At 45.2% G+C, this 24,852-nt stretch carries 22 protein-coding genes; 8 read left to right on the top strand and 14 right to left on the bottom strand.

The window, feature by feature from the left end:
• Positions 1-190: 190 nt before the first annotated feature.
• From trpA to trpL2, 7 genes are all read right to left on the bottom strand, one after another.
• On the bottom strand, positions 191-997 hold the full coding sequence (gene trpA / locus HKI82_RS06215) for a tryptophan synthase subunit alpha (RefSeq protein ID WP_171137510.1): 807 nt from the start codon (positions 995-997) through the stop codon (positions 191-193).
• Positions 997-2,187, bottom strand: a complete 1,191-nt coding sequence (gene trpB / locus HKI82_RS06210) for a tryptophan synthase subunit beta (protein ID WP_042488314.1) — start codon at positions 2,185-2,187, stop codon at positions 997-999. The genes trpA and trpB overlap by 1 nt, the downstream gene beginning before the upstream one ends.
• An 83-nt stretch (positions 2,188-2,270) precedes the next feature.
• On the bottom strand, positions 2,271-3,656 hold the full coding sequence (gene trpCF, locus HKI82_RS06205) for a bifunctional indole-3-glycerol-phosphate synthase TrpC/phosphoribosylanthranilate isomerase TrpF (RefSeq protein WP_171137577.1): 1,386 nt from the start codon (positions 3,654-3,656) through the stop codon (positions 2,271-2,273).
• 112 nt (positions 3,657-3,768) lie between these two features.
• Entirely contained in the window at positions 3,769-4,767 is a 999-nt protein-coding gene (gene trpD / locus HKI82_RS06200) for an anthranilate phosphoribosyltransferase (protein ID WP_171137509.1), read from the bottom strand.
• Between the two features lie 73 nt (positions 4,768-4,840).
• Positions 4,841-5,419 carry an aminodeoxychorismate/anthranilate synthase component II gene (locus tag HKI82_RS06195; RefSeq protein WP_102964368.1) on the bottom strand — a complete coding sequence of 193 codons (579 nt, stop codon included), beginning with the start codon at positions 5,417-5,419 and terminating at the stop codon, positions 4,841-4,843.
• A 19-nt stretch (positions 5,420-5,438) separates the two neighbouring features.
• Positions 5,439-7,025 carry an anthranilate synthase component 1 gene (locus HKI82_RS06190; protein WP_171137508.1) on the bottom strand — a complete coding sequence of 529 codons (1,587 nt, stop codon included), beginning with the start codon at positions 7,023-7,025 and terminating at the stop codon, positions 5,439-5,441.
• A 121-nt stretch (positions 7,026-7,146) separates the two neighbouring features.
• Complete coding sequence (gene trpL2, locus HKI82_RS20710) at positions 7,147-7,263, bottom strand: tryptophan operon leader peptide (RefSeq protein ID WP_175579696.1); 117 nt, start codon at positions 7,261-7,263, stop codon at positions 7,147-7,149.
• A gap of 93 nt (positions 7,264-7,356) precedes the next feature.
• Between trpL2 and rnm the strand changes: the two genes are divergently transcribed.
• The 3 genes from rnm (at position 7,357) to rluB (ending at position 10,107) form a co-directional block, all read left to right on the top strand.
• Positions 7,357-8,244: an RNase RNM gene (gene rnm / locus HKI82_RS06180; RefSeq protein WP_171137507.1), complete on the top strand. Its 888-nt coding sequence runs from the start codon at positions 7,357-7,359 to the stop codon at positions 8,242-8,244.
• A gap of 2 nt (positions 8,245-8,246) precedes the next feature.
• The gene (locus HKI82_RS06175) at positions 8,247-8,867 is read left to right on the top strand and encodes an L-threonylcarbamoyladenylate synthase (RefSeq protein ID WP_171137506.1); all 621 of its coding nucleotides are present in this window, start codon (positions 8,247-8,249) and stop codon (positions 8,865-8,867) included.
• 214 nt (positions 8,868-9,081) lie between these two features.
• On the top strand, positions 9,082-10,107 hold the full coding sequence (rluB, locus tag HKI82_RS06170; protein ID WP_171137505.1) for a 23S rRNA pseudouridine(2605) synthase RluB: 1,026 nt from the start codon (positions 9,082-9,084) through the stop codon (positions 10,105-10,107).
• Positions 10,108-10,241: 134 nt separating this feature from the next.
• Here rluB and cydC read toward each other — a convergent pair whose 3' ends face one another.
• From cydC to trxB, 3 genes are all read right to left on the bottom strand, one after another.
• On the bottom strand, positions 10,242-11,963 hold the full coding sequence (cydC, locus tag HKI82_RS06165; RefSeq protein WP_171137504.1) for a heme ABC transporter ATP-binding protein/permease CydC: 1,722 nt from the start codon (positions 11,961-11,963) through the stop codon (positions 10,242-10,244).
• Positions 11,956-13,758, bottom strand: coding sequence for a heme ABC transporter permease/ATP-binding protein CydD (gene cydD, locus HKI82_RS06160; protein WP_171137503.1), 1,803 nt, complete (start codon positions 13,756-13,758; stop codon positions 11,956-11,958). Before cydD ends, cydC begins: the two co-directional genes overlap by 8 nt.
• A gap of 121 nt (positions 13,759-13,879) precedes the next feature.
• Entirely contained in the window at positions 13,880-14,839 is a 960-nt protein-coding gene (gene trxB, locus HKI82_RS06155; protein WP_102940579.1) for a thioredoxin-disulfide reductase, read from the bottom strand.
• A gap of 170 nt (positions 14,840-15,009) precedes the next feature.
• Here trxB and HKI82_RS06150 point away from each other — a divergent pair, with 170 nt between their 5' ends.
• The 3 genes from HKI82_RS06150 (at position 15,010) to HKI82_RS06140 (ending at position 17,719) form a co-directional block, all read left to right on the top strand.
• Positions 15,010-15,399 carry an ACT domain-containing protein gene (locus HKI82_RS06150; protein WP_171137502.1) on the top strand — a complete coding sequence of 130 codons (390 nt, stop codon included), beginning with the start codon at positions 15,010-15,012 and terminating at the stop codon, positions 15,397-15,399.
• 438 nt (positions 15,400-15,837) lie between these two features.
• On the top strand, positions 15,838-16,494 hold the full coding sequence (locus HKI82_RS06145; protein WP_171137501.1) for a 2OG-Fe dioxygenase family protein: 657 nt from the start codon (positions 15,838-15,840) through the stop codon (positions 16,492-16,494).
• Complete coding sequence (locus HKI82_RS06140) at positions 16,478-17,719, top strand: cysteine desulfurase-like protein (RefSeq protein ID WP_171137500.1); 1,242 nt, start codon at positions 16,478-16,480, stop codon at positions 17,717-17,719. The genes HKI82_RS06145 and HKI82_RS06140 overlap by 17 nt, the downstream gene beginning before the upstream one ends.
• A 73-nt stretch (positions 17,720-17,792) precedes the next feature.
• On the opposite strand, the gene HKI82_RS06135 is transcribed toward HKI82_RS06140, so the two are convergent.
• From HKI82_RS06135 to HKI82_RS06120, 4 genes are all read right to left on the bottom strand, one after another.
• On the bottom strand, positions 17,793-18,620 hold the full coding sequence (locus HKI82_RS06135; protein WP_171137499.1) for a DUF2797 domain-containing protein: 828 nt from the start codon (positions 18,618-18,620) through the stop codon (positions 17,793-17,795).
• 98 nt (positions 18,621-18,718) lie between these two features.
• Positions 18,719-19,483: a SanA/YdcF family protein gene (locus HKI82_RS06130; protein WP_171137576.1), complete on the bottom strand. Its 765-nt coding sequence runs from the start codon at positions 19,481-19,483 to the stop codon at positions 18,719-18,721.
• Positions 19,484-19,539: 56 nt separating this feature from the next.
• Positions 19,540-19,863, bottom strand: a complete 324-nt coding sequence (locus HKI82_RS06125) for a DUF3392 domain-containing protein (protein ID WP_042488356.1) — start codon at positions 19,861-19,863, stop codon at positions 19,540-19,542.
• 96 nt (positions 19,864-19,959) lie between these two features.
• A complete protein-coding gene (locus HKI82_RS06120; RefSeq protein WP_171137498.1) occupies positions 19,960-21,648 on the bottom strand; it encodes an NAD-dependent malic enzyme in 1,689 nt (562 codons plus the stop codon).
• Positions 21,649-21,867: 219 nt separating this feature from the next.
• Between HKI82_RS06120 and HKI82_RS06115 the strand changes: the two genes are divergently transcribed.
• Together HKI82_RS06115 and HKI82_RS06110 are read left to right on the top strand one after the other, a co-directional pair.
• Entirely contained in the window at positions 21,868-24,216 is a 2,349-nt protein-coding gene (locus HKI82_RS06115) for a helicase-related protein (protein ID WP_171137574.1), read from the top strand.
• Positions 24,217-24,403: 187 nt separating this feature from the next.
• A complete protein-coding gene (locus HKI82_RS06110) occupies positions 24,404-24,796 on the top strand; it encodes a transporter (RefSeq protein ID WP_102940697.1) in 393 nt (130 codons plus the stop codon).
• Positions 24,797-24,852 lie beyond the last annotated feature (56 nt).

Genomic DNA, 24,852 nt, shown 5'->3' with positions numbered 1-24,852 from the left:
CGTTTGCTTTGGGTTTTGAAGCAGAAATGAACAATGGCAGAGTGGGGGATATCTTGAATGCAATATTCGATGAAGTGTTAAAAAAATGATCAATTCCTAAACTGGCTAGCCTTAAATAGCTATAAAATCGCCAGTTAAAAATTGATCATTAGAAGTAGGTGGTAGGGTCACCAAACCCTACCTTTTGCAGCTATTTGATGGTCGTTTGTTTCATTGGTGTTATAAAACCAGCTAACGATTTCAGCAGCGCCTCAGGGTCGTTTTGGTTTGTTTCGATAATTTTCACTACAGCAGAACCGGAGATTGCGCCAGCTGCGCCAGCTGCAATCGCTTGTTTAACCTGTTCCGGTTGTGAAATACCAAAACCAAGAAGTGCTGGTGGCGCATCAAACTGATTCAAACGTTCCAACAACTCATGCACTGGCATATTGGCTTTTGTTTCCGCACCAGTCACACCCGCACGAGAAAGCAGATAAGTGTAGCCTTTACTCAATGAAGCGACAGATTTCAGCGTTTCATCACTGGCCGTTGGTGGCGCAATGAAAATTGGCTTGATGCCGAATTTCTCCGCAGCCGCAACGAATTCAGCGCTTTCCGTGGTTGGTACATCAGCGACCAGCACTGAATCAACACCGGCTTCCTGACAACGTTGATAGAAGTTTTCAATACCGCGAGAGAACACCAAGTTGGCGTACATTAACAAACCGATTGGCGTGTCTGGATTCTTAACACGGATTTGCTTGATAAGGTCAAAACAGATATCCGGAGTAGTACCCGCCTGAAGGGCACGATTGTTTGCTCCTTGAATCGTTGGACCATCTGCCAACGGATCTGAGAACGGAAATCCGAGCTCAAGAGCATCTGCGCCTGCATCAATTAATGTCTGCATAATTTGCAGAGAAAGCTCAGGAGAAGGGTCACCAATCGTTACAAACGGAACAAATGCGCCTTGGTTTTGCTCAGCTAAGCGCTGAAAAAGAGATTGATAACGATCCATTACAGCACTCCTTTATCTTGTAAAATTTTGTCCACGGTGAAGATATCTTTGTCTCCACGGCCAGACAGGTTAACCACTAATAACTGCTCTTTCTCTGGCTCAGCAAACGCCATTTTCAATGCGTGCGCTAATGCGTGTGAAGATTCCAGCGCAGGAATGATGCCTTCTTTACGAGCAAGCAGCTGGAAAGCGTCCAATGCTTCATCGTCGGTGATGCTGTCGTATTCTGCACGGCCAATCGAGTTCAGATACGCATGTTGTGGACCCACAGAAGGGAAGTCCAGACCAGCAGAAATTGAGTAAGACTCTTCAACCTGTCCGTATTCATCTTGCATCAAGGGTGCTTTCATACCTAAGTAGATGCCTGTCTTACCATGTTTTAAAGGCGCGCCGTGTTGGTCGGTATCAATACCTTTACCCGCAGGCTCTACGCCGATGAGACGAACTGATTCTTCTTCGATGAAATCAGCGAACATGCCGATAGCGTTAGAACCACCGCCAACACAAGCAATTACCGCATCTGGTAAACGACCTTCACGGGCTAAAATTTGATTCTTAGTCTCTTCACCAATGATGTGCTGGAATTCACGAACAATGGTAGGGAATGGGTGAGGACCCGCAGCAGTGCCTAATAAGTAGTGGGTATTTTCATAACTTGCAGACCAGTCACGCATTGCTTCGTTACAAGCATCTTTTAATGTCGCTGAACCTGAGTGTACTGGGATTACTTCTGCACCCATTAAGCGCATGCGGAAAACGTTCGGGCTTTGGCGCTCAACATCTTTTGCACCCATGTATACGCGACATTTCAAATCTAGCAGTGCACAAGCCAGAGCTGTTGCAACACCATGTTGACCAGCGCCAGTTTCAGCGATGATTTCGGTTTTGCCCATACGTTTTGCTAATAGTGCCTGACCAAGAACTTGGTTGGTTTTATGCGCGCCGCCGTGAAGCAAATCTTCACGTTTCAGATACAGCTTAGTTTTTGTACCTTTGGTGATGTTACGCGTTAGAGTTAGTGCCGTAGGGCGTCCAGCGTATTCCTGCAAAAGAGTCATGAACTCCGAACGGAACTCTGGGTCTTCTTGAGCATCAATAAAAGCTTGTTCTAGCTGGTCTAGAGCGGGTACTAAAATCTGAGGTACGTACTGACCACCGTACTCTCCAAAATAGGCGTTAAGTTTTGCCATGTTCATTATCCCTTAATTGCGATCCCCGTTGGTGTCTTCGGGGATACGATAATAGTCGTCGATGTGTTCGTATTTTCTAAAATTTAGTAATTTCTAATCGCACTGAAAGCTTGCTTCAACTTTGCTGCGTCTTTTTTACCGGGTTCGGATTCAACACCTGAGTTGAGGTCTAATCCCATACATCCTAGTGTTGCCGCATGTTGTGCATTCTCTGGAGAAAGTCCGCCCGCCAGCATGACATTGGGAACCGAAGCTTTTGCCAGTAATGACCAATCAAATGAAGTTCCGGTGCCACCGCTTTGTGTGCCAACTTTGGCATCCAGTAAATGGCGGTCGACATGGTTTTCAATAAATGCAGGTAATTGATCGGTGACCCCGTAGGCTTTCCAGATTTCTACCTGTTCAGGCAAAGCACTTCTCAGTTCATTGATAAATGCTTGCGATTCATCACCGTGTAATTGCACTGCAAATAACCCGAGCTGAACGGCGGTGTCTGCCACTTCTTTCACTGAGTGATTCTGAAATACACCCACATATTGCAAAGGTGCACCTGCCATGGTTAAGCGTGCAGCTTCTGTATCAACATAACGTTTTGATTTAGGAACAAAAATCAGACCACCAAATACCGCGCCTGCTTGATAGGCTTTAACAGCATCATCAGGGTGAGTCAGTCCGCATACTTTGTTTTCGCCCAGAACCACTTTACGTACCGCCAGTTCAAGGTTTTCCTGCGCCATTAACGCGCTGCCAATCAAAAAGCCGCTTGCGTAAGGCACCAAGTCACGCACTTGCTGGTGGGTGTATATGCCAGACTCAGAGATAACCGTTGTACCTTCTGGCAGCAGCGGTGCGAGTTCTTTCGTGCGGTTAAGGTCGGTTGACAGGTCGCGTAAGTTGCGGTTGTTAATTCCGATTACTTTTGCTTCAAGAGCAATAGCTCTGTGAATTTCTTCTTCGTTGCTGGTCTCAGTCAGAATGCCCATACCGAGTTCATGGGCCACAGCAGCCAGTTCTTTATATTGCTCATCATTGAGAACAGAAAGCATCAGTAGAATTGCGTCTGCGCCGTAATGACGAGCCAGATAAACCTGATAAGGGCTGATCATAAAGTCTTTGCACAGTACAGGCTGTGTTACCTGAGAGCGAATACGTGGCAGAAACTCAAAGTTACCCTGAAAGTATTTTTCGTCTGTCAGAACGGAAATTGCGTTCGCGTACTGGTTGTACACCGATGCGATGTAATCCAAATCAAAATGCTGACGAATCAAGCCTTTTGATGGCGATGCTTTTTTGCATTCCAGAATGAAAGCTGTTTTGCCGTTGTCCGAATTTTGATGACCTAAAGCTTGATAGAAATCGCGATCAGATGTGGTCAGAAGATTTTTAAAGCTCTCAAGAGGCTGCTCCTTCTGGCGTTCTTCAACCCATACTGCTTTGTCTTTGACGATCTTGGCTAACACTTGAGCCATTTTCGTATTTTCAACGGAAATATGTTCAGAGAGTTGTTGCGGTTGTCCGCTCTCAGCTTTCTCGTTAGCAAGAAGTTCGTTACTGACGTTGGTTTCGTTAGACATGTCGACGTTAACCTCGATTCGCTAATTGTTGAACTAATTCGTAAGCTTTACCTGAGTTCATAACGTCAATGGCTTGCGCCGCGTTCGCTTTGAGATCTTCTTTTCCAAATAGTCGTAAAAGAAGAGCAACGTTGACAGCAACAGCAGCGAGTTGTGCAGGCGTTCCTTTGCCATTGAGGATATCAGTGATGATGGCGCGGTTTTCTTCAGGCTCCCCACCTTTGATTGCGTCTAGCGGGTAAGCCTCTAATCCAAAATCTTGCGGTGTCAGAGTGTATTCAACAATCTGTCCGTCTTTGATCTCTGCAACATGGGTTTCACCATGTACAGCCACTTCATCTAATCCTGAGCCATGAACTACAGCGGCTCTTTTGAGACCCATTTGTAACATGGTTTCCGCAATAGGACGAACCAAATCTAAGCTATAAACACCCATTAATTCGATATTGGGTCTCGCAGGGTTAATCAGTGGACCTAAAATGTTGAATATGGTGCGAGTTTTCATGGTTTGACGCACAGGCATCGCATGGCGAACACCACCGTGATACTGAGGTGCAAACAAGAAAGCGACACCCAAATCGTCCAGTGCTTGACGAGTGTCTTCAGCACTCATTGCTAGGTTAATACCGAATGAGTCGAGAAGATCAGAAGAACCGGATTTGCTAGAAACACCACGGTTACCGTGTTTTGCGACTTTTACGCCACAGGCGGCTGCAACAAACGCTGAAGTGGTTGAAATATTGATGGTATTGGAACCATCGCCACCAGTACCAACAATGTCAGCGAAGTCATAATCCGGACGTGGGAAAGGATTGGCGTTCGCTAGCAAAGCTCTAGCTGCACCCGCAATTTCATCCGGTGTTTCGCCTTTAATTTTCAATGCTGTCAGTACCGCAGACATCAGAATTGGGTCCATTTCGCCACGAATTATGTGGTCGAAAAGCTCTTGGCTTTCGCTTTGGCTTAGTGACTGTTGCTCGTAAAGTTTGTTGATGATGTTTTGCATGTTTCTATTCCTTATCCTTTTCGCCACTGTCTTATTGGGCTCTAATCTTTTTCGTTGAATGCGCTTGAGATAGTTAACTGAGCGCCCAATCAATCGCGTTTTCTAACAGTGTTGCTCCCTGCGTAGTCATAATGGATTCTGGGTGAAACTGGAATCCACACACTTTGTCTTGTTCATGTACAACTGACATCACTAAACCATCAACTTCAGCGGTTACAGTTAACTCTTCGCTCACATGCGTCGCGACCAGTGAGTGATAACGAGCAATTGCCAGTGGCGACGGTAGTCCTTGATAAAGCGCGTGGTTTTGATGTTCCATCATGGATACTTTGCCGTGAACGATTTCACCAGCGCCTGCAACCGTACCGCCATAAGCTTCAACAATCGCCTGATGGCCAAGGCAGATACCAATCATTGGCACTTTACCTTTCAGACGTTTTAAAATTTCTGGCATGACGCCGGCTTCAGAAGGTGCACCCGGACCTGGCGATAAAACGATAACTGGCTGCTCTAGGGCTTCCACGGCATGTTGAATGGTGTCTGCCGCAATGTGGTTACGGTAAATCGTGACCTGATGACCTAATGAACGGAACTGATCAACCAAGTTGTAGGTGAATGAATCAAAGTTGTCGATGAATACGATATTCGCCATGAGTTATTCCTCCTACTTCTTACGCTTTATTTAAAGAAGATTGCGCTTGGTGAGCGTGTTGAATCGCTGAAATGACGGCTTGAGCTTTACCGCGTGTTTCATCTGCTTCTGCTTGTGGATCGGAGTCGAAGACCACGCCAGCACCGGCTTGAACTTGAGCCATACCGTTTTCCACATAAGCAGAGCGAATCACGATACAAGTATCCAAATCGCCTTCACCGGTCAGATAACCCACAGCACCACCGTAGCTACCACGACGTTCTTTCTCTACGTTACGAATTAGCTGCATAGCACGGATTTTTGGCGCACCGGTCAGCGTGCCCATGTTCATACATGCTTGGTAAGCGTGCAGAGCATCTAAGTCTTGACGAAGCTGACCAACCACGCGAGAAACCAAGTGCATCACATGGCTGTAACGGTCTACTTTAAGTAAGTCGGCCACATGACGAGTACCCGCTTGCGAGATACGAGCCACATCGTTACGTGCTAAATCCACCAACATCATATGTTCCGCGTTTTCTTTCTTATCCAGACGCAGTTCCAGTTCGATACGGCTATCCAAATCAAAATCAATACTGCCATCGGCACGTTTGCCACGACGACGAGTTCCCGCAATAGGGTAGATTTCAATTTGGTTGGTTTCTTTCTCGTACTTCAGAGCACTCTCAGGTGAAGCGCCGAACAGAGTGAAACGTTCGTCCTGCATGTAGAACATGTAAGGGCTAGGGTTACTCTTTTTGAGCTGCTCATACGCTGCAAGTGGAGAAGGGCAAGGAAGCGTAAAGCGGCGAGACGGTACCACCTGGAAGATGTCGCCTTTCACGACGTAGTCTTTCAAGTCTCGAACTATGGAGCAAAACTCTTCATCGCTGATGTTAGTGTTAACCGATACGTCTGCAATTTTTTCAGCTTGTGGCTTCAATTGAGGAATCGCAGCTTGCTCAGTGATAACAGCTAGACGACTGATTAGCGCTGTATGAGTTTCTGTGGTGCGTGAGAATGCGGTTGCTTGAAGTTGACAAGTCTCAGTCTGATGGTCGACAACCATTAATGTCTCTGCCACATAAAAAACGTAATCAGGGCATTGGTTACTTAGAGTCGCATCACCGAGCGGTTCAAAGTTGGCAACTAGGTCATAAGCAAACAAACCACCAATGAAAATGGCGTGTTTGTCTTGTTTGCTGAGATCAAAACTGTGCTGAACAAGTCGTAATGCATCGAATGAAGACGCTTCTTTTAAACGCGAATCTTCATCTAGCGTATCGCACGGCGCTTCAAAGTTCAGAGTAAGAAGCGAGCCTTCCAGTGTTGCTGGAATGGCATCAACAACGTTCTGCTTCAAAATTTTAACCAGTTGCATGCCGTTATCAGTTAAAGCTTGGAAAGTTACTTTGTGACCTAAGCAAGTGATTCGCACGGCAGCGTCAATTAGCAGCAGACTTTTGAGGTTCTGTTTTGAATCAATTTCAGCAGACTCAAGCAATAAACAGTCGGTTTTGCCTTCGCACAGTGCGTGAAATAGTGCAGTAGGATCTTGCGTATAAGGAATAGAGGTCTTGATGACTTCTAACTGTGCAAGGTTTTTAATTTCAATGGCCTTGTTCACAAGACCTCCTTATTAAATCGTCTGAATTTGTTCTCTAACCAGTTGAAAGTGAGGATGCGATATGTCAACTGATAAAATAAAAGCCCGCTAATTGCGGGCTTTATGAATGCGTTTCTCTGAATTAGAAGTGCACGTTTGCCCGCCAAGAATCTGACCACATACGCCACCAATTAATATTAAGCTCAGCAGAAGCTGTGCTTAAATTAGAATATGGGTTTGTGTTGATTTCTTGTAACATAGCAAGCCTTAATTTGTGCTCTCGTATTTGTGTACTAGTAAACTAGTGCGAGAGGTGAAAGTCAAGCCTTAAAAACAGGCAAAATTAAAAAATATGAAAATAGACTTACATAGTCACACGACAGCGTCTGATGGTCGCATGTCTCACCAAGAGCTGATCGAACGCGCTATCGGATTTAATGTTGATGTTCTTGCGATTACAGATCACGACACCATTGAGGCATTAGCGCCAGCACGCGCTTATATTGAAGAGAAACAGCATCCGATTACGCTTATCAATGGTATTGAAATCTCGACGGTTTGGCAGAATAAAGATATTCATATTGTTGGTTTAAATATCGACCCATTGAATCCGCATCTGCAAGGTCTAATTGAGCAACAGAAAGAACACCGAGTCGGACGTGCGGAGCTGATTGCTCATCGATTAGAGAAATCAACCCGAGAAGGCGTGCTTGAGGAAGTCAAAGCGATTGCAGGCGATGCACCGATCACGCGTGCCCATTTTGCTAAATGGCTGGTGGATGCGGGTTATGCGAAAAATCTTCAGCAGGTCTTTAAGAAGTTTTTAACGCGCGATAATCCGGGCTATGTACCACCGAACTGGTGCTCAATGGCGGATGCGGTTAATGCGATTCATGCAGCCGGAGGGCTGGCGGTACTTGCTCATCCGGCTCGATATAACTTGACGGCTAAGTGGCTTAAGCGCTTAATTGCTGCGTTTGTAGAAGCCGGTGGTGACGCAATGGAAGTTGCTCAACCTCAACAAGCGCCACAAGAAAGGCGCACTTTGGCTGATTATGCTATACAATACAATCTATTAGCTTCTCAAGGCAGTGACTTTCATTACCCGTCTCCGTGGATGGAGTTAGGGCGAAATTTATGGCTGCCTTCTGGCGTGGAACCAGTCTGGAAAGACTGGGAAATACTCTCTAAAGACACAGCTGAGAGACTAGGGCAAGAGACCCTAGGTAAAGAGGAATAATAATGAGCCAGTTTTTTTATGTTCATCCAGAAAACCCACAAGCACGTTTAATCAATCAAGCGGTTGCTATTATTCGGAATGGTGGTGTGATTGTTTACCCAACTGATTCCGGTTATGCATTAGGCTGCCAGTTAGAAAATAAACAGGCATTAGAGCGTATTTGTCAGATTCGTCGTTTAGACGACAAGCACAATTTCACATTGCTGTGCCGCGATTTGTCTGAGATTTCACTTTATGCACGCGTGGATAATACGGCTTTCCGTTTATTGAAGAACAATACGCCTGGGCCTTACACCTTTATTTTTAAAGGTACGAAAGAGGTACCGCGTCGTTTAATGAACCCTAAGCGTAAAACCATTGGTATCCGTATTCCGGACAACAAAATCGCGTTGGATCTGCTTGAAGCATTGGGCGAACCTTTGATGTCGACTTCGCTTATTTTACCGGGTAATGAGACGACGGAATCGGATCCTGATGAAATTCGTGATCGTCTTGAACACGCGGTGGACGTGATTCTCAATGGCGGATTTTTGGGTGAACAGCCGACAACCGTGATTGATTTCAGCGATGATGAACCACAAGTTGTTCGTGTTGGCTCGGGTGATCCATTACCGTTCGAATAAGCGGTGAAACGAGACAAGATTCTTTTTTGTTCGCGCTCGCGCCCACTCAGGTTTGCTTGGTGAAATCTCTACTTAGTTTGGGGATAAACTGGATGCTTTTGTCGGTGTAATCTGTAATAATACGCGACCGCGATTTTTGCCAGAAAAACTGGTACTGAAGTCAGATCGCATACTAATATTTCGACGTCTGAGAAGACGACACAAAGGTAGATAAATGAGCGAAAAGTTACAAAAGGTTTTAGCACGCGCCGGTCATGGTTCTCGTCGTGAGTTAGAAGCTCTGATTAGAGCTGGTCGTGTTAGTGTTAATGGCAAGGTAGCTGCGTTGGGTGAGCGCTTAGAAGATGAAAGCGCTGTTGTACGTATTGACGGGCATACCGTATCTGCAAAAGCACAAGAAGAAGTTGTATGTCGCGTACTTGCGTATTACAAACCAGAAGGTGAGTTATGTACTCGTCATGACCCTGATGGTCGCCGTACGGTTTTTGACCGTCTACCGAAAATTCGCGGTTCGCGCTGGATTTCAGTAGGTCGTCTGGATGCAAACACTTCAGGTCTGCTTCTGTTCACTACTGATGGTGAGTTGGCTAACCGTTTGATGCACCCAAGCCGTCAAGTGGAACGTGAATACTTAGTGCGTGTTTTCGGTGAAGTAACTGAAGATAAAGTACGCAACCTTGTTCGTGGTGTTCAACTTGATGATGGTTTAGCACGTTTCGAAGACGTGGTATACGCTGGTGGTGAAGGTATGAACCACACCTTCTACGTTGTTATCAACGAAGGTCGTAACCGCGAAGTTCGTCGTCTTTGGGAATCTCAAGAGACCACAGTTAGCCGTCTTAAACGTGTACGTTATGGTGATATCTTCCTAGATAAGAAATTGCCTCGCGGCGGTTGGATGGAACTAGACCTTAAGCAAGTAAACTACTTGCGTGAACTGGTTGATCTACGTCCAGAAGACGAAACGATGCTTGATGTGTCTAAAGACAACACATCGCGTAAACGTGAGCGTTCTCGTAGTCAGAAAATTCGTCGTGCAGTACGCCGCCATGAAGAGCGCGTAACAGCACCGGCACCGAAGGGTCGCCGTAAGCCAACAACTGCGACAAATAAGCCATCATCTGGTGAGCACGGCTCTCGCGCAAAAGCGGGTACAGCTGCTGGTAAAGGCCAAGCAGGTGGCAAAGGCAGAACAGGCGGAAGACCAGCGCAAAAGAATACGCCTCGTACGCGTAAGTAAACTGAATTTATCAGACTCTCTAATTTGAAAAATCCCAAGCTTAGCTTGGGATTTTTTGTATCTGAAGCCGATATCTTTTCGCTGGCTGGAGAAGAGAATAAAAAGCCCTTTAGGAAACTAAAGGGCTTTGTCTTTTATAGCGTTTGATTAAGCTGATAGTAGCGACCTTGCTGCGCTAGTAACGCTTCATGGGTACCATGTTCGACAACTTCACCTTGTTCAATCAGGCATATCGCATCCATTTGATCCAAATTAATCAGACGGTGCGTAATGAAGATGACCGTTTTACCCGAGAAATGAGACTTAAACAGATCCATGATTTGCTGTTCTGTTTGTTTATCCAAACCTTCGGTAGGTTCATCCAACAATAGGATAGGGGCGTTATTCAAAATAGCGCGTGAGATACCAATACGGCGTTTCTCACCGCCGGAAAGCTGACGTCCACCATCACCTAGCCAAGCATCTAATCCCGGAGCTTCAAGCAGCTTTTGTAATCCCACTCGCTCTAGAATTGTGCACAATTCTTCGTCCGTAGCTTGCGGTTTCGCCATTAGCAGGTTGTCGCGTAAGGTGCCATTTAAGATGTCGACACGTTGACTTACCACACTGATGGATGCACGCAGGTCACTTTCACTCCAGTTTTTCAGAGGCGTTCCGGCGATTTTAATCTCACCTTGGTTAGCATCCCAGTAACGGCAGAGCAATTGGATCAGTGTTGATTTACCAGAACCGGTTTGACCAACAATAGCAAGTTTGTGGCCAGCTGGAACCGAAACTTGGACATTGTTCAGCACTTGCTGTTCGCTGTCTGGGTATTGGAACGACACTCCGTCGAACTCAACTGAAAACTCACCTGAATGCGTTGTATTCTGTTTAGGGAATACAACGTCAGGCTCACTAAGAATGACTTCATTCAAACGACGGGCAGAAGTCAGTGTTTGGCCTAAATGTTGGAATGCTCCTGCAATCGGCATGAGTAGCTCAAAGCTTGCCATGGTTGCGAAGATCATCAGAGCGATCATAGGGTCAGGTGCCTGACCGTTGACACCGTCAGCCGCTAGCCACAGCATCAGAACCAGTGTCCAGCCGTTTGCCAATAACAGAAGGGCTTGGGCTAAACCAGTAAAGCTCGCATTGATTTTCTGATTGGTCAGCAGTTTTTCTTGCGCGGTATAAATGGCTTCGCGGTAACGAGATTCCGCACCAAAGATAGTAAGTTCGCTATAGCCTTGCAGCCAGTCCATGGTTGCAATACGCATGTCTGCTTTATTTTGGGTAAGTTCAGCACCGTTACGTTTGCCAAGCTTGTAGAACATAACTGGCCAAAGCAGTAAAAGTACAAATAAAACGGTACCCAGAACTAAGCCTAAGCTTGAGTCAAACCAGCAGAGTAGGGCCGTGATTGCCGCAATACCGAGTACACCAACGGTCACTGGGCTGATAAGACGCAGGTAAACATGGTCCATTGCATCGATATCGGCAACAAGACGGTTTAAAAGGTCTGCATCACGCAGGTTTGAGATTCGGCCTGGAATCATAGGTGCGAGTTTTTCAAAAAAGAAAATTCGCAAGTCAGTCAGCAGTTTGAACGTGGCGTTATGGCTTACGACTCGCTCGCCCCAGCGTCCCGCCGTACGCCCCATGGCAAAGCCGCGAACGAATGCGCCCGGCAACATGTAGTTGAAGGTTTCACGGGCAATCGTTAAGCCAGCTACCGCAGCGGCAGAGAGGAACCAGCCTGAAAGCGTAAGCAAACCAATAGATGCTAACAGGGTTAGAAACGCCAGCAACATCCCGAGAGACAAACCAAACCAGTGCTTTTTATACAGTTTTAAGTATGGCAGTAAATCACGCATCTAGATTCCCCTTATCAGCTTCTTGAACGGCTTGATTGGACGCTAACATTGAGGCAAACAGGCCTTGTTGTTGGCTGAGCGTATTGAAATCTCCGGATTGCTCAAGCAAGCCATCACGCATCACGAGGATTTGATGGACGGATTTCAACGGGAGTAGTTGGTGAGTGACAAGCAGCGCTGTTTTGTCTGCAATTTGAGTATTAAGCCCTTGCATGACCAACTGTTCGCTGCGTGCATCTAAACTTGCGGTTGGTTCATCCAGTAACCAGAAACGGCCTTTTTGTAACATCGCACGGGCTAAGGCTAAGCGTTGTGCCTGACCTACAGACAAGCCACCAGAGCGGTCACTGATCATATAATCCAAACCATGCTTGTTAACAAACTCTGAAGCATAAGCATTATCGAGCACTTCTTGCACGGCTTGGTCAGTAATATCGTTTTTACCTAGGGTTACGTTGTCACGAATTGTGCCGTGTACCAGTAACGGGTTTTGACCAACCCAGCTAATCGCTTTGCGCCAACTTGTATGATCGAGTTGGCTGAGCTCGATGCCATTAATCGTCAAACTGCCTTGATATGGCATAAACCCTAAAATGGCATTTATCAGGCTGGTTTTACCTGCGCCGCTTGGGCCAACTAACGCTGTTGTTTCATGGCTGTTCAATGTGAAAGAAACAGGACCAACTAAGCGTTTACCTTCAGGGCTAAGCACTTCCAAATCACGAGCAACGATCTCAACAGAATCATTGGTCGATTGATGATTCGCTGGAAGAGGTGTTGAACCTGAAGCCACTTTGCTCACGTCGGTTTGTAAGAACTCAACAATACTTTCAGCCGCACCCACCGCTTGCTGTTTCGCATGATAATAAGTGCCCAGCTCACGCAGCGGCTGATAAAACTCTGGAGCGAGAATAAGAATAAACAAACCGGAGAACAAGGTGACGCCTGCGCCGTAGTAACCAAATTCTAATTCGCCGATAAAGCTGAAACCGAAGTAAACCGCAGTAATCGCAATTGAAATCGATGTAAAGAACTCAAGTACAGCGGAAGACAAGAATGCTATGCGTAAAACATCCATAGTTCGTTTACGGAATACTTCAGATGCACCGCGCATATGCTCTGTTTCTGCTGCGGTACGGTCAAACAGACGAATTGTCGTCATTGACTGTAAGCGGTCATAGAAGTGACCAGAAAGACGTTGCAGTGCTTTAAAGTTTTTTCTGCCTGCGTCAGCGGCTTTAATACCAACCAGCGCCATAAATAGCGGAACAAGGGGCGCAGTGAGCAGGAAAATCAAACCCGCAGCCCAGTTGACTGGAAAGACGACAATCAGAATGACAAACGGGATCAATACAGAAAGCGACATCTGCGGTAAGTAACGAGCAAAGAAGTCGTGCATGTTTTCAACTTGCTCAAGTGTCAGCGTCGCCCATGCGCCAGCAGGCTTGCCTTTGATATAAGCAGGGCCTAACTCACGCAGTTTGTCGAAGATTAACTGGCGGATATAAATTCGGATTTCTTTACCGGCTTTAAAGCCTGCGATCTCTCGTCCCCAAGTACATCCAGCACGTGCAGCAACAGTTACCACTAAGCCCAAAAAGTAAGGGATTAGCGAGTATTTATCTGCATGCTCGATAATCAGCTGATGCAAAATTGTCGCGAGCAGCGCCGCTTGGGCAAGTAGAAATAGGCTCGAAAGTACCCCAAGCCCAACAGCAATCATAAGCCAGCGTTTGGCTAATTTACTTTGCTGCTTGAGCCATGCGTTCAAGCTACGTTGTTTTTTCTTATCCATTATGTAAAGGCTTAATAATATTTCTTCTTATATGTTGAGGGCACGTAGTATACAAAAGAAAACCCAGCGGATATACCGCTGGGTTTTATGAGTTAGATATTAATATTGTAAATTCTTATGCTTATTTATCATTAAGACTATCTAGGTAACGCTCTGCGTCTAACGCAGCCATACAACCAGTACCGGCAGAAGTAATCGCCTGACGGTAGTTATGGTCCATAACGTCACCAGCTGCAAAGATACCTTCGATGCTGGTTTGAGTGGCATTACCTTCCAGACCGGATTTCACGATAATATAGCCGTCTTTCATTTCAAGCTTGCCTTCAAAAATCGCTGTATTCGGCTGGTGACCAATCGCGATGAATGCACCCATGACTTCAAGCTCTTCAGTTTTGTCTGATTGAGTATCTTTCAGGCGAACACCTGTTACACCCATCTCATCACCCAGTACTTCATCAAGAGTACGATCGGTGTGCAAAACGATATTGCCGTTCTCTACTTTGTCCATCAGACGGTTTATCAAGATCTTTTCTGCACGGAAGCTATCGCGACGGTGAATCAGATGAACTTCAGATGCGATGTTTGATAGATATAGCGCTTCTTCAACCGCAGTGTTACCACCGCCGACAACCGCAACTTTCTGGTTACGATAGAAGAAACCGTCACACGTCGCGCAAGCCGATACGCCACGACCTTTAAAGGCTTCTTCAGAATCAAGACCGAGATATTTCGCTGATGCGCCAGTTGAAATAATTAATGCATCACAGGTGTATTCGCCTGAATCACCTTTTAGACGGAAAGGACGCTGGCTGAAATCCACTTCGTTGATGTGGTCGAACACGATCTCTGTTTCAAATCGCTCTGCGTGTTCTTTCATTCTTTCCATTAGTGCTGGGCCTGTTAGACCTTCAGCGTCACCTGGCCAGTTTTCGACTTCAGTTGTCGTAGTCAACTGACCGCCTTGTTGCATGCCAGTTACTAACACAGGGTTTAAATTCGCGCGCGCTGCATATACCGCTGCGGTATAGCCAGCAGGGCCCGAACCTAAGATAAGAAGTTTGCAATGTTTAACGTCGCTCATTATTGCTCCAATCGTTTAATGATCGAAAAGTTAACTCGATTGTAGGGATAAATTACTAGGAATAAAAGGAGAAACAGCCGAATAAATGGTTATAGTTTAGAATTATAAATAGGGTTGAATTCCTTGTTTTTAAAAGGGATTTGAGCCATTAACTGGAGAATGGAGCAAAAATGGCGGGAATAACAGACTTACAACAACTACTTAGTTCAATGCAGCCACATTTAGTTGAAGAGGAATTTGTATTTTGCACACTAACTGGCAAGGTAGATGAGTACCTGCACTGGCGACCTGTTACGACTTTCTGTGAACAAGAAGGCTTAAGTTTGGTGATACGTAAACAGACGGCTTTGGAGAACCACATTGAGTTTGAAAACACATACCGACAAATCACTTTAACGGTGCATTCCAGTCTCGATGCTGTGGGCTTAACGGCTGCTGTGTCCACCAAATTAGCTTCTCATGGTATTAGCGCGAATGTGATTGCCGCTTTTTATCACGACCATATTTTTGTTCAATCCTGTCATGCCGAAACGGCATTAACGCTTCTATCAAATTGGTAGCTTGAAGTGAAAGGGCCGGAATTTTTCGGTCTTATTCTCTTATCTCACCTGACACTAAATGACTTCATATTGACTTGAATCTAGGGTTTTTACACTAGGCTTTCCTCTCTTCGTTTGACCAGTTGCATAGCGAAAAATTCTTTCCCCTTTAAATCTGTGATGTTAAGCGAACTCGCCTCTGGAAATGAGAAATAATATATTTAAATGAATAAGTTAGGTGAGTTTAAGGGAAAGCGTTCAAATTTAGCCTTCCTAAAGGTTGTGATTTGAAGTAATAGACCACTATTTTGATTATTTGTAGTGTATTGTACTTTTTTGTTTCAATATGTGGATTTTATTGCCGTAAAAACTGGAATTCACCAAATTAATGCGTACTATAAATGTAAAATAATTGTTAAATATAATAATAACAAAAGTGTCTTCATTAAGGAGTCGATGATGTTGCACTCACACTTAAATACCCTACATATAACTCAATTGAGTCAAAACGCTTTATCTCAGCTTGCGCCATCCTTTGTTAACTTGCCACGTACTGATCATGCTGACGGGCAGTATCGACTACGTCGTTACTCTGTGGTTCGGTTTATCGGAGGCGAAGTGGTTCCGACGGACAAACACGACTTTATGCAATCTGACGAAATTAACCATTTCCAAGGCAATGTCGTTCGTCATTTCGAACCGATCTTATCTTCGACTTTGAAAAGTGAAGGTATGAGAGAAATGTGCGAATTGTTTGTATCGAGCAATGAACTGCCTGACGGTCAAGAAATAGAAATTCACCAGATGCGTATAGCAGCCATTTACGATGAAACCCAAGTTGCACCTGAAGGTGTTCATCAAGATGGCTTTGACCATATCGCCATTATTGGTATCGACCGACACAACATTGTGGGCGGGGAAATCATGCTTTACCAAGACTGCCATGACGCACCGTTTTTCCGCAAAGTGCTAGATAACGGTGAAGTTGCGATGCTGGCAGATAACATACTTTGGCATAACGCTCGTCCGATTCGTTCAGTTGAACATGGTGAAGAAGGGCATATGGACGTATTCGTATTAACCGCGAAAGGAGCAAAGAATGCCCTCCAATCTTAATGCATTCAGTTTAGAAGCCGTGAGAGGGCAGTTTTCTGCTCTCTCTCAAATGCATAACGACAAACCTGTCATTTTCTTTGATGGGCCGGGTGGTTCTCAGGTACCGCAATCTGTAATTGAACAGATGTCGCACTACCTTGGTCACTACAATTCCAATTTGGGTGGACACTATTTTTCCAGCCGAATTACTACCGATTTGATGCAACAGGCTCGCGAACATGCTCAGGCACTTTTAAATGCGGAGTCTTCAGGCAACATTGTGTTTGGCGCAAACATGACGTCACTGACTTTTCAGCTTAGCCGAGCCATCAGTCGAGAGTGGAATGAAGGTGATGAAATCATAGTGACGTCACTTGACCATTACTCGAATGTTTCAAGCTGGCAACAAGCAGCGCAGGACAAAGGGGTTGTTGTTCATCAGGCGCAAGTGGATATCACAGACTGCACTTTGGATACCGAACACTTACTGTCTTTAATCAACTCTAAAACTAAGCTGGTGGCGGTGACTTATGCATCGAATACCACTGGCTCAATTGTTGATGTGAAACGAATTGTCGATGAAGCGCATCGTTTTGGGGCTATCGTCTATGTTGATGCGGTTCACTATGCGCCGCATCACCTGATTGATGTTCAACAGTTGGGTTGTGATTTTCTTGCATGTTCTGCTTATAAATTCTTCGGCCCACATGTGGGCATTGCTTATGTTGCACCTCACTGGTTGCATGCATTGAAACCTTATAAGGTTGAACCCGCAACCAATATTGGTCCGGGTCGCTATGAAACGGGTACGCAAAGCTTTGAAGGTTTAGCGGGTGTGATTGCGGCGATTGAATATCTCGCCCAATGGGGGGACCCCGAGGACAGTTTGCGCCAACGGTTGGTCACGAGCTTTGAGCAGTATAATCACCATGAACAACAATTAAGTGCTTACTTTCTGGAAAAATTAAGCCAGCTTAATGGCGTGACACTTTATGGTTTACCGTGCTCTGATAGTGAAAAACGTACCCCAACATTTGCTATTCGAATGAATCACTTCCCTCCGGAATTTGTCGCAAAAACCTTAGGTGAGCACAACATCTGTGTCTGGAACGGCCACTTCTATGCTCTGGGATTGGCTCGTCAGCTAGGGTTGGAACAAAATGGTGGTGTGATTCGTATAGGCTTTATGCACTACAACACCAAAAGCGAAATTGACGAGCTGTTTAAAGTGCTCTCAAGCTTGTAGGTTCTGAAATAACAAAGTCTTAAAACGAAGGGCTCGGTACTTACACCGAGCCCTTCTTCTTTATAAATAGAGCTTATTCTGCACTTACTTCGACTTCGTAAGAGGTGAATTTACGAATGTTAATAACACCCGTATCCAAAATGAGGTATTGACCTTTTATACCTTGCAGTACTCCGCTAACTACCGGCTCTTTATCAAAGTTATGCGAGGTGATCTTGCTTGGAAACACTTCTACTGGGTATTGAATTTCGGTGATTTGAGCGTTGACCTCTTCAACGGCATCGTCACCGAATCGCTGTTTAATCTCTGCGATCTTTTCTTCAACCAGTGGACGGAGCTTAGCAAACTGTTCTTCCAAAGGTAGCGGGGCACCATTGCCTTTTAACAGCGTACGCCAGTTTGTTTTGTCGGCGATGTGCTTCGCCAGTTCAACTTCAACCAAGCCAGAGATATGACGAGTTTTCACCTTATAGATAGGCAGACCTTGAGTGGCCCCTTGATCTATCCAGCGGGTTGGAATTTGCGTATGACGCGTGATGCCCACTTTTAAACTTGAAGTGTTTGATAGGTAAACATAATGGTCAACCATGCAGTGATCTTGTGCCCAATCAGGTTCACGGCAGGTGCCTTGATCATAATGACAAGTTTCCGGCTTCATAATACACATGTCGCAGCTCGCCAGTTTAGTCATGCACACATAGCAATGGCCTTGCGAATAACTTTTCTTGGTTTTCTTGCCGCATGAACAACAGAAAATATTGCCCGTGTGCTTTAGCGTGATGGGTTTATTGATGAACGGATTCAGGTCAACAAAACCTTCGCCGACAGGCAACTGATAGTGGACATTTTCGCCCAGTTGAGCGCGCATTTTTTTTAATACGCCCGATGCGATGACTGACATGACATTACTCGTGTTTTATTAGTTTGCGCCAACTGTAACAAAAAAAAGTGGCAACAATAAATAATGACGGTAAAAAACCAAGAATTGTCAGCTAAAAGCTATTGCGAGTCGTTGAGTGTCGGTTGTTCTGTCTGTTCTTCAACCATTTGATCTTGTGGTGTTGAGTCTGTGGTCTGTTCTGAATCAGTTGTGGCTTCTAGCTCAGAGGTTGGTTCTGACTCAATAATGATCGGCTCTTTAGGACCTAAAAACTTAGGTTGAGTATTGAAAATGTAGAGATCGAAAAATGCTTTGGTGCGCGCAAAAACTTCCCGAGTGCGAGTCTTAATTCCAGAATGATTAACAGGATCTGACACCGCTAGGCAGGTGGCATTGATGTCGTGATACTTAGCAATAAACAGCGCACGCTCACAATGGAAGCGTTGCGTGATGATCAAGAAGTTATCGGTATCAAAAATGCGTTTTGCGCGAACAATCGAATCTAGGGTTCTGAACCCGGCGTAATCCAAGAAAATACTGCCATCAGGTATACCCGCTTTGAGCAAATCCCGTTTCATTGTCCAAGGTTCATTGTAGGAACGGTGCGCATTGTCGCCACTGAGTAAGAAGCGATTTACTTTACCCAAGTCATAAAGTGAGATAGCTGCATTGATGCGGTGTGAATAGTATTCGTTAAGCGTTTTGCCCAGATACTTACTGGTGCCCAAAACCACAGCTACCTGAAATTCAGGAACCTGTGTGATATCGCTGATGATATGGTCTTCACTTCTCAAGCTTACCCAGCGATCGATTCCATAAATGGAGAGTGCGCTTAAGATAATCAAGACAGAGAGCAGTCGTAGACCACGCTTAAGTAACGACATGCCTTTAAACTTACCGTTTTTACATTTACGCATGCGCATACTGAGCGAATTCGATTTTAGATGTGACGATGTTTTTGAGCCCATAATCCAATTACAACGAAACTGCCTGTGACTAAACAAAACATCATGCCCTGTTCTAAGTTTGCGAGTGTCCGAGTTAAGTAAGGGCTTGCTTTGATGATGATTAATCCGTAACCAAACGCATTGACTAAGATAAAGGCGACAGTTCTAAAAATAAAGTGCTGATTACGCATTACACGGCGTAATAAAGCATTAATCTCACCACCGAGCATCACCAGTAAGCAGGCGATTAAGGCAACGGATATGTCACTCAGATACGGGGCAATATAATGTCCGGCAGGTGCGAAGAAACTTAACATAGGTATTTACCAAACAGAAGATTATTTATTGGGTGAATGGTTGAGCTATACAAAAAGCCCCCGCATTTGGGTTTGTGGGGGCTTAGGTCTGTCGAATTAGAACGCAGTGCGTTTGTAGCGGCGGTATGTTGGTTGCCAGAAATGGTTTTCGATAGCCAGTTCTAGTGCTTCATCCGTAATTTCTAGTGCTACACCTTGCTCAATGGCTTTTTTCGCCACTGCAAAGGCAATTTTCTTCGATACAGAATGGATAGCTTCCAAAGGCGGTAGCAATGGACCATGGCCATTAATCGCTAGCGGTGAACATGTTGCTAACGCACGGCTTGATTCCATAAGCATCGCATCTGTTACACGTTTTGCGCCCACAGCAAGAACACCAAGACCAATACCTGGGAAGATGTAGCTGTTGTTACACTGCGCGATTGGGTAAGTTTTACCTTCATGAACCACAGGCTCAAATGGGCTGCCTGTTGCTACCAAAGCTTCACCATTTGTCCAACGAATAATGTCGTTTGGTGTTGCTTCTACACGGCTTGTTGGGTTCGAAAGTGGGAACACAATTGGGCGAGGGCAGTGAAGGTGCATTTCTTTAATCACTTCTTCACTGAACAGGCCTGGTGCACCAGAAACACCAATCAGAACCGTCGGTTTCGCATTGCGAACCACTTCAAGTAATGAATAACCGTTGTTTTCAGAAACCCACTCTTTCGTGTTGGATTTCTTCTGAACAAGACGCTGTTGGAAGTCCAGTAGATTCGGCATACCTTCTTCCAGTAGGCCCCAACGGTCAACCATGTAAACTTGTGAACGAGCTTGCTGATCGGTAATACCCTCAGAAACCATTTGAGCAATAATAGCTTCCGCGATACCGCAGCCGGCAGAACCTGCGCCAAGGAAAGTGATACGTTGTTCACTCAGTTGTGTGCCAGCGGCTTTACAAGCAGCCAGTAGCGAGCCAACAGTAATAGCAGCAGTGCCTTGAATATCATCATTGAAGCAGCAGATACGATCTTTATAACGCTCAAGCAGAGGCATTGCGTTTTTCTGTGCAAAATCTTCAAACTGAATAAGCGCATCTGGCCAACGGTGTTGAACCGCTTGAATGAACTCGTCTACGAACTGATCGTATTCCGCACCGGTAATACGAGGATGACGCCAGCCCATGTACATAGGGTCAGCTAAACGTTGCGGGTTGTTTGTACCTACATCAAGCACGATTGGCAAAGTGTAAGCTGGGCTGATACCGCCACAAGCTGTGTACAGAGATAACTTACCGATTGGAATACCCATACCACCGATGCCTTGGTCGCCCAGACCTAGGATACGTTCACCATCGGTAACAACGATGACTTTTACGTTATGGTTTGCAGCGTTGTTTAGCAGGTCATCAATACGATCACGGTTAGAGTATGAAATGAATAGGCCACGACCACGACGATAGATATTTGAGAAGTTTTCACATGCAGCGCCAACGGTCGGCGTGTAGATGATTGGCATCATCTCTGAAATGTGGTTTTGCACCAAACGGTAGAAGAGCGTTTCGTTTGTGTCTTGAATGTTACGTAGGTAGATGTGCTTATCCATATCGTTGACGAAGCTACAATATTGTTGGTAGGCACGAACCACTTGTTCCTGTATTGTTTCGGTTGTTTCAGGCAATAGCCCTTCTAGATTGAACTGTGCACGTTCTTCCGCTGAGAAACCGCTACCTTTATTAAGTAGAGGTGTGCTCAATAGAGCAGGCCCAGCATATGAAATATACAGAGGGCGTTTGTCGTTATTCATTTTTGGCCTATGGATTTATGTGAAAAGGTTGACACAAAAATGATAACGGCTTGGTGACTGTCTTGTAAATAGACAACCGCTAGACTTCAGAACATTATGCTGCTTTATTCTAGCGAGCCTGAAGTTAATTGTGGCTTGAGCGTCGATGTTGAGCTGCGACTAGAATCTGCATTCACTCAAACACATTCATCCATTGTTTCTTTTATCTTGTTATTTATTATGCCGTTACTTCCTATTCATCCTTTAAAACCCACCTTTTTAACTACGCTTAATCAATCCCCTGTCATCGTTGAAGCGGAAACGGGATCTGGTAAGTCAACGTGTTTGCCTGTTTGGGCTGCTGAACACGGCAGAGTTCTTGTTATCGAGCCACGCAGAATTGCGTGTACCTCTCTGGCGGAATATTTGGCGTTGCAGCGTCAAGAGCGCGTAGGGGAAAGCATTGGTTATTCCATAAAACTGGAAAATCGCTTTAGCGAAGAATCTCAGGTGGTTTTTGTTACCCCCGGTGTGGCATTGCGTTGGTTTGCAGAAGATAAGCTGGCGAGCTTTGATATTGTTATGGTGGATGAATTTCATGAAAGACGCTGGGACACAGATTTACTTGTAGCCTTACTTAAACAGCAACAAAAGATCCGCTTGATTGTTACCTCTGCAACCTTAGAAGGGGAGCGTTTAGCGGACTATTTAGGAGCTGTGCGGCTAAAAGCAGAAGGGCGTGTTTATGATGTTGCGGTCGAGTACAGAGCCACTGATTCACGACAGTTACCTGACGCTCGTTACCTTGCCGAACGTGTAAAGCAAGAGGTGACAGAGGTACTGACAAGAACCAGCGCAGATATTTTGGTTTTTCTTCCCGGGCGTAAAGAAATTCAGCAGTGCCAGCAAATGCTCAGCAGTATTGAAAATATTCTGGTCGCTCCGCTGCATGCTTCTGTTTCTGATAAAGAGCGCAACCTCGCTCTCACCCCGCAAAATCAGCAAAAAGTGGTGCTGGCGACCAACGTTGCTGAAACCTCACTGACTATCCCCAATATTGGAGCCGTAATTGATAGCGGATTAGAACGCAGAAATGTGCAGCGTAACGGTCGAACCACACTCACTCTAAAACAGATTTCACAAGCAAGCGCTAAACAGAGAAGCGGTCGTGCAGGACGAGTGATGAATGGTATCGCTATTCGTCTTTATGGGCAGCATGCAGCGTTGGAGGCAGTAACACCTCCCTCTATGCAGCGAGAAGAGCTGGTGGAACCTATGCTGGCCGCAGCGAGCTGTGGTCATCGTCTATCGGATTTACATTTTCTAGAGCCGTTACCAGAAAAAACGCGAATACAAGCAACGAATATTCTCACAGGCATGAAAGCGATCGATGAGCATGGCAACATTACTGAGCATGGTGTTCAGATAGCGCCGCTTCCGGTGGATGCCCTTTATGCCGATTTGGTTGCGCGTATTGAATCCAAGCCTTTAAAAGAGGCGATGATCGATCTCGCTGCCGCGCTTTCCGTTCCGGCTTCGGTTTATAAACTCTCATCGAACGAAGAGGCTTTAGAAAAGCTCAGTCAAGAAGAACCTCAATGCTGTGACGGTCAGTTGTTGATTCAACTGGTTCGAGGAAAAGAGTATTCGGCGGTTAACCTTGATCTTGAAGCATTGAAAGAGGCTCAAGGATTGTCTGAGCAAATGAGAGAGATCTACGGACTACCGCAACTGGAAGTGGCTTCTCGATATCAACATCATGCGTTGACTCGTGCGATTGCTACGCTTCACCCTGAGTTGGTATTTGTGCGCAGAGAGCGACGCAAAGAAGCACTGGCTAATGGACAGATGGAAGTGCTGATTGGGCGAAACAGTCGATTTTCCGCTAAAGCAGAAGCTGCATTGGTGCTTGATCAGCACAGCTTGCCAGGACGGGGAGTGAAGCAGACACTGACACTAGCGACAGTGATGATGCCTGTCTCTTTTGATTTAATAGAAGAACTGCAACTCGGGTATTGGACGCAGGTGGAAGCTAGCCTTGATAGTGGTGTGCTGATGTCTGAACAACAGCTTATTTATGCCGGTCGTGTAATCAAGTCTAAAAACGTAGAAGCCAGTGGCGAGTTTGCCATTCAATCGATCGTAAAATCCGTTATAGCTGAAGAGTGTTTTGCTGGATTTGCGAAGCAGCGTACGGCCGAGATTGAACTATGGAAAATCTATGTTGAACTGGGGTTGGATGAAAAGACGAAACACCATAATGACCTGACTTTCACTACATGGTTTGAACAGCAATTGACGGCTTTAGGTATTTGCTCACTTGAAGAGTTGGCCATGTTCAGCGGCGACGATTTCCCGTTTGAAGGTATACCATATTGGGAAAAAGAAGAGTTCGCCGAGTTATATCCGCTAGAAATAACCCTTAGTGATATCCAACTTAAGGTTGAGTATTTTGTGCAACGAAAACTGGTGTGCGTCTTCTATCAAGGTGGCTTACGCAAAGGTGACCCAAAACGCTGGGAGTTACCTCGTTGGTTCGGTTATCGGGTTCAATATCGCAAAGCCAGCAGAGTGGTCGATATCCGATAAATATGTTTCAAACTCAAAATATTAATCATTAACACATAGGTTGTTGAACTCTATAGCTACTTTTTGTTACCAGTTTGGTTTTTATATATCAGCACCTCTGGAAATAAGGGTATAAAAGAACGTTTTTTTATATCGTATTGCTATAAAGTTAGGGATGTCTAATATTGATAGCACTGTGTTGCCAATTATGTCGGGGGACAGAATGGATAAACCACAACGAATTTGCGCAGTGTTTGATTACACCTCTTTTTTAGGAACCTCAAGTTCTAAGAAATGGACCTTTTCTGAAGCGCTAAAGTCGTTTGCTCCGGTTTTTGGTACTGTCTGGAATGAATCTGTAAAAGAAAGAATGAGTCCCGAAGACCGGCTTTGGGAAATAGCTCTAAAGCGTTTATCAAGTAATCACAGCGATGAGTCCAATCTCATTGAACTGGTGAAGCTAGCAAAACGCGAAGGCATTGAAGAAATTAAGCTTGTCATGCCATATGCATTAGATGAACAACAGATTGAGTCTATTCAATCTCACTGCGAAGCTCATATTAAAGCAGGCAAGCAAGACGAGTTTATTATCACTCTGTGATGATTTATTCAGAAATAAAAAGGGCACTTAACTAAGTAGTTTCTTGTGGAAACGGG

This window comes from Vibrio plantisponsor (assembly GCF_013041605.1).
GTDB classification, from domain to species: domain Bacteria; phylum Pseudomonadota; class Gammaproteobacteria; order Enterobacterales; family Vibrionaceae; genus Vibrio; species Vibrio plantisponsor.
This window is presented reverse-complemented; position numbering and strand designations above follow the sequence as displayed.

Bases quoted from the DNA above. Each gene is read 5' to 3' on its own strand.
- HKI82_RS06130 (WP_171137576.1), bottom strand. From the start codon at position 19,483: ATGTCGTTACTTAAGCGTGGTCTACGACTGCTCTCTGTCTTGATTATC.
- rluB (WP_171137505.1), top strand. From the start codon at position 9,082: ATGAGCGAAAAGTTACAAAAGGTTTTAGCACGCGCCGGTCATGGTTCT.
- HKI82_RS06140 (WP_171137500.1), top strand. From the start codon at position 16,478: ATGCCCTCCAATCTTAATGCATTCAGTTTAGAAGCCGTGAGAGGGCAG.
- HKI82_RS06120 (WP_171137498.1), bottom strand. From the start codon at position 21,648: ATGAATAACGACAAACGCCCTCTGTATATTTCATATGCTGGGCCTGCT.
- HKI82_RS06195 (WP_102964368.1), bottom strand. From the start codon at position 5,419: ATGGCGAATATCGTATTCATCGACAACTTTGATTCATTCACCTACAAC.
- trxB (WP_102940579.1), bottom strand. From the start codon at position 14,839: ATGAGCGACGTTAAACATTGCAAACTTCTTATCTTAGGTTCGGGCCCT.
- cydC (WP_171137504.1), bottom strand. From the start codon at position 11,963: ATGCGTGATTTACTGCCATACTTAAAACTGTATAAAAAGCACTGGTTT.
- trpB (WP_042488314.1), bottom strand. From the start codon at position 2,187: ATGGCAAAACTTAACGCCTATTTTGGAGAGTACGGTGGTCAGTACGTA.
- trpCF (WP_171137577.1), bottom strand. From the start codon at position 3,656: ATGGCTCAAGTGTTAGCCAAGATCGTCAAAGACAAAGCAGTATGGGTT.
- HKI82_RS06110 (WP_102940697.1), top strand. From the start codon at position 24,404: ATGTCGGGGGACAGAATGGATAAACCACAACGAATTTGCGCAGTGTTT.
- HKI82_RS06175 (WP_171137506.1), top strand. From the start codon at position 8,247: ATGAGCCAGTTTTTTTATGTTCATCCAGAAAACCCACAAGCACGTTTA.
- HKI82_RS06135 (WP_171137499.1), bottom strand. From the start codon at position 18,620: ATGTCAGTCATCGCATCGGGCGTATTAAAAAAAATGCGCGCTCAACTG.
- cydD (WP_171137503.1), bottom strand. From the start codon at position 13,758: ATGGATAAGAAAAAACAACGTAGCTTGAACGCATGGCTCAAGCAGCAA.
- HKI82_RS06125 (WP_042488356.1), bottom strand. From the start codon at position 19,863: ATGTTAAGTTTCTTCGCACCTGCCGGACATTATATTGCCCCGTATCTG.
- HKI82_RS06145 (WP_171137501.1), top strand. From the start codon at position 15,838: ATGTTGCACTCACACTTAAATACCCTACATATAACTCAATTGAGTCAA.
- HKI82_RS06115 (WP_171137574.1), top strand. From the start codon at position 21,868: ATGCCGTTACTTCCTATTCATCCTTTAAAACCCACCTTTTTAACTACG.
- trpL2 (WP_175579696.1), bottom strand. From the start codon at position 7,263: ATGTTACAAGAAATCAACACAAACCCATATTCTAATTTAAGCACAGCT.
- trpD (WP_171137509.1), bottom strand. From the start codon at position 4,767: ATGCAAAACATCATCAACAAACTTTACGAGCAACAGTCACTAAGCCAA.
- rnm (WP_171137507.1), top strand. From the start codon at position 7,357: ATGAAAATAGACTTACATAGTCACACGACAGCGTCTGATGGTCGCATG.
- trpA (WP_171137510.1), bottom strand. From the start codon at position 997: ATGGATCGTTATCAATCTCTTTTTCAGCGCTTAGCTGAGCAAAACCAA.
- HKI82_RS06150 (WP_171137502.1), top strand. From the start codon at position 15,010: ATGGCGGGAATAACAGACTTACAACAACTACTTAGTTCAATGCAGCCA.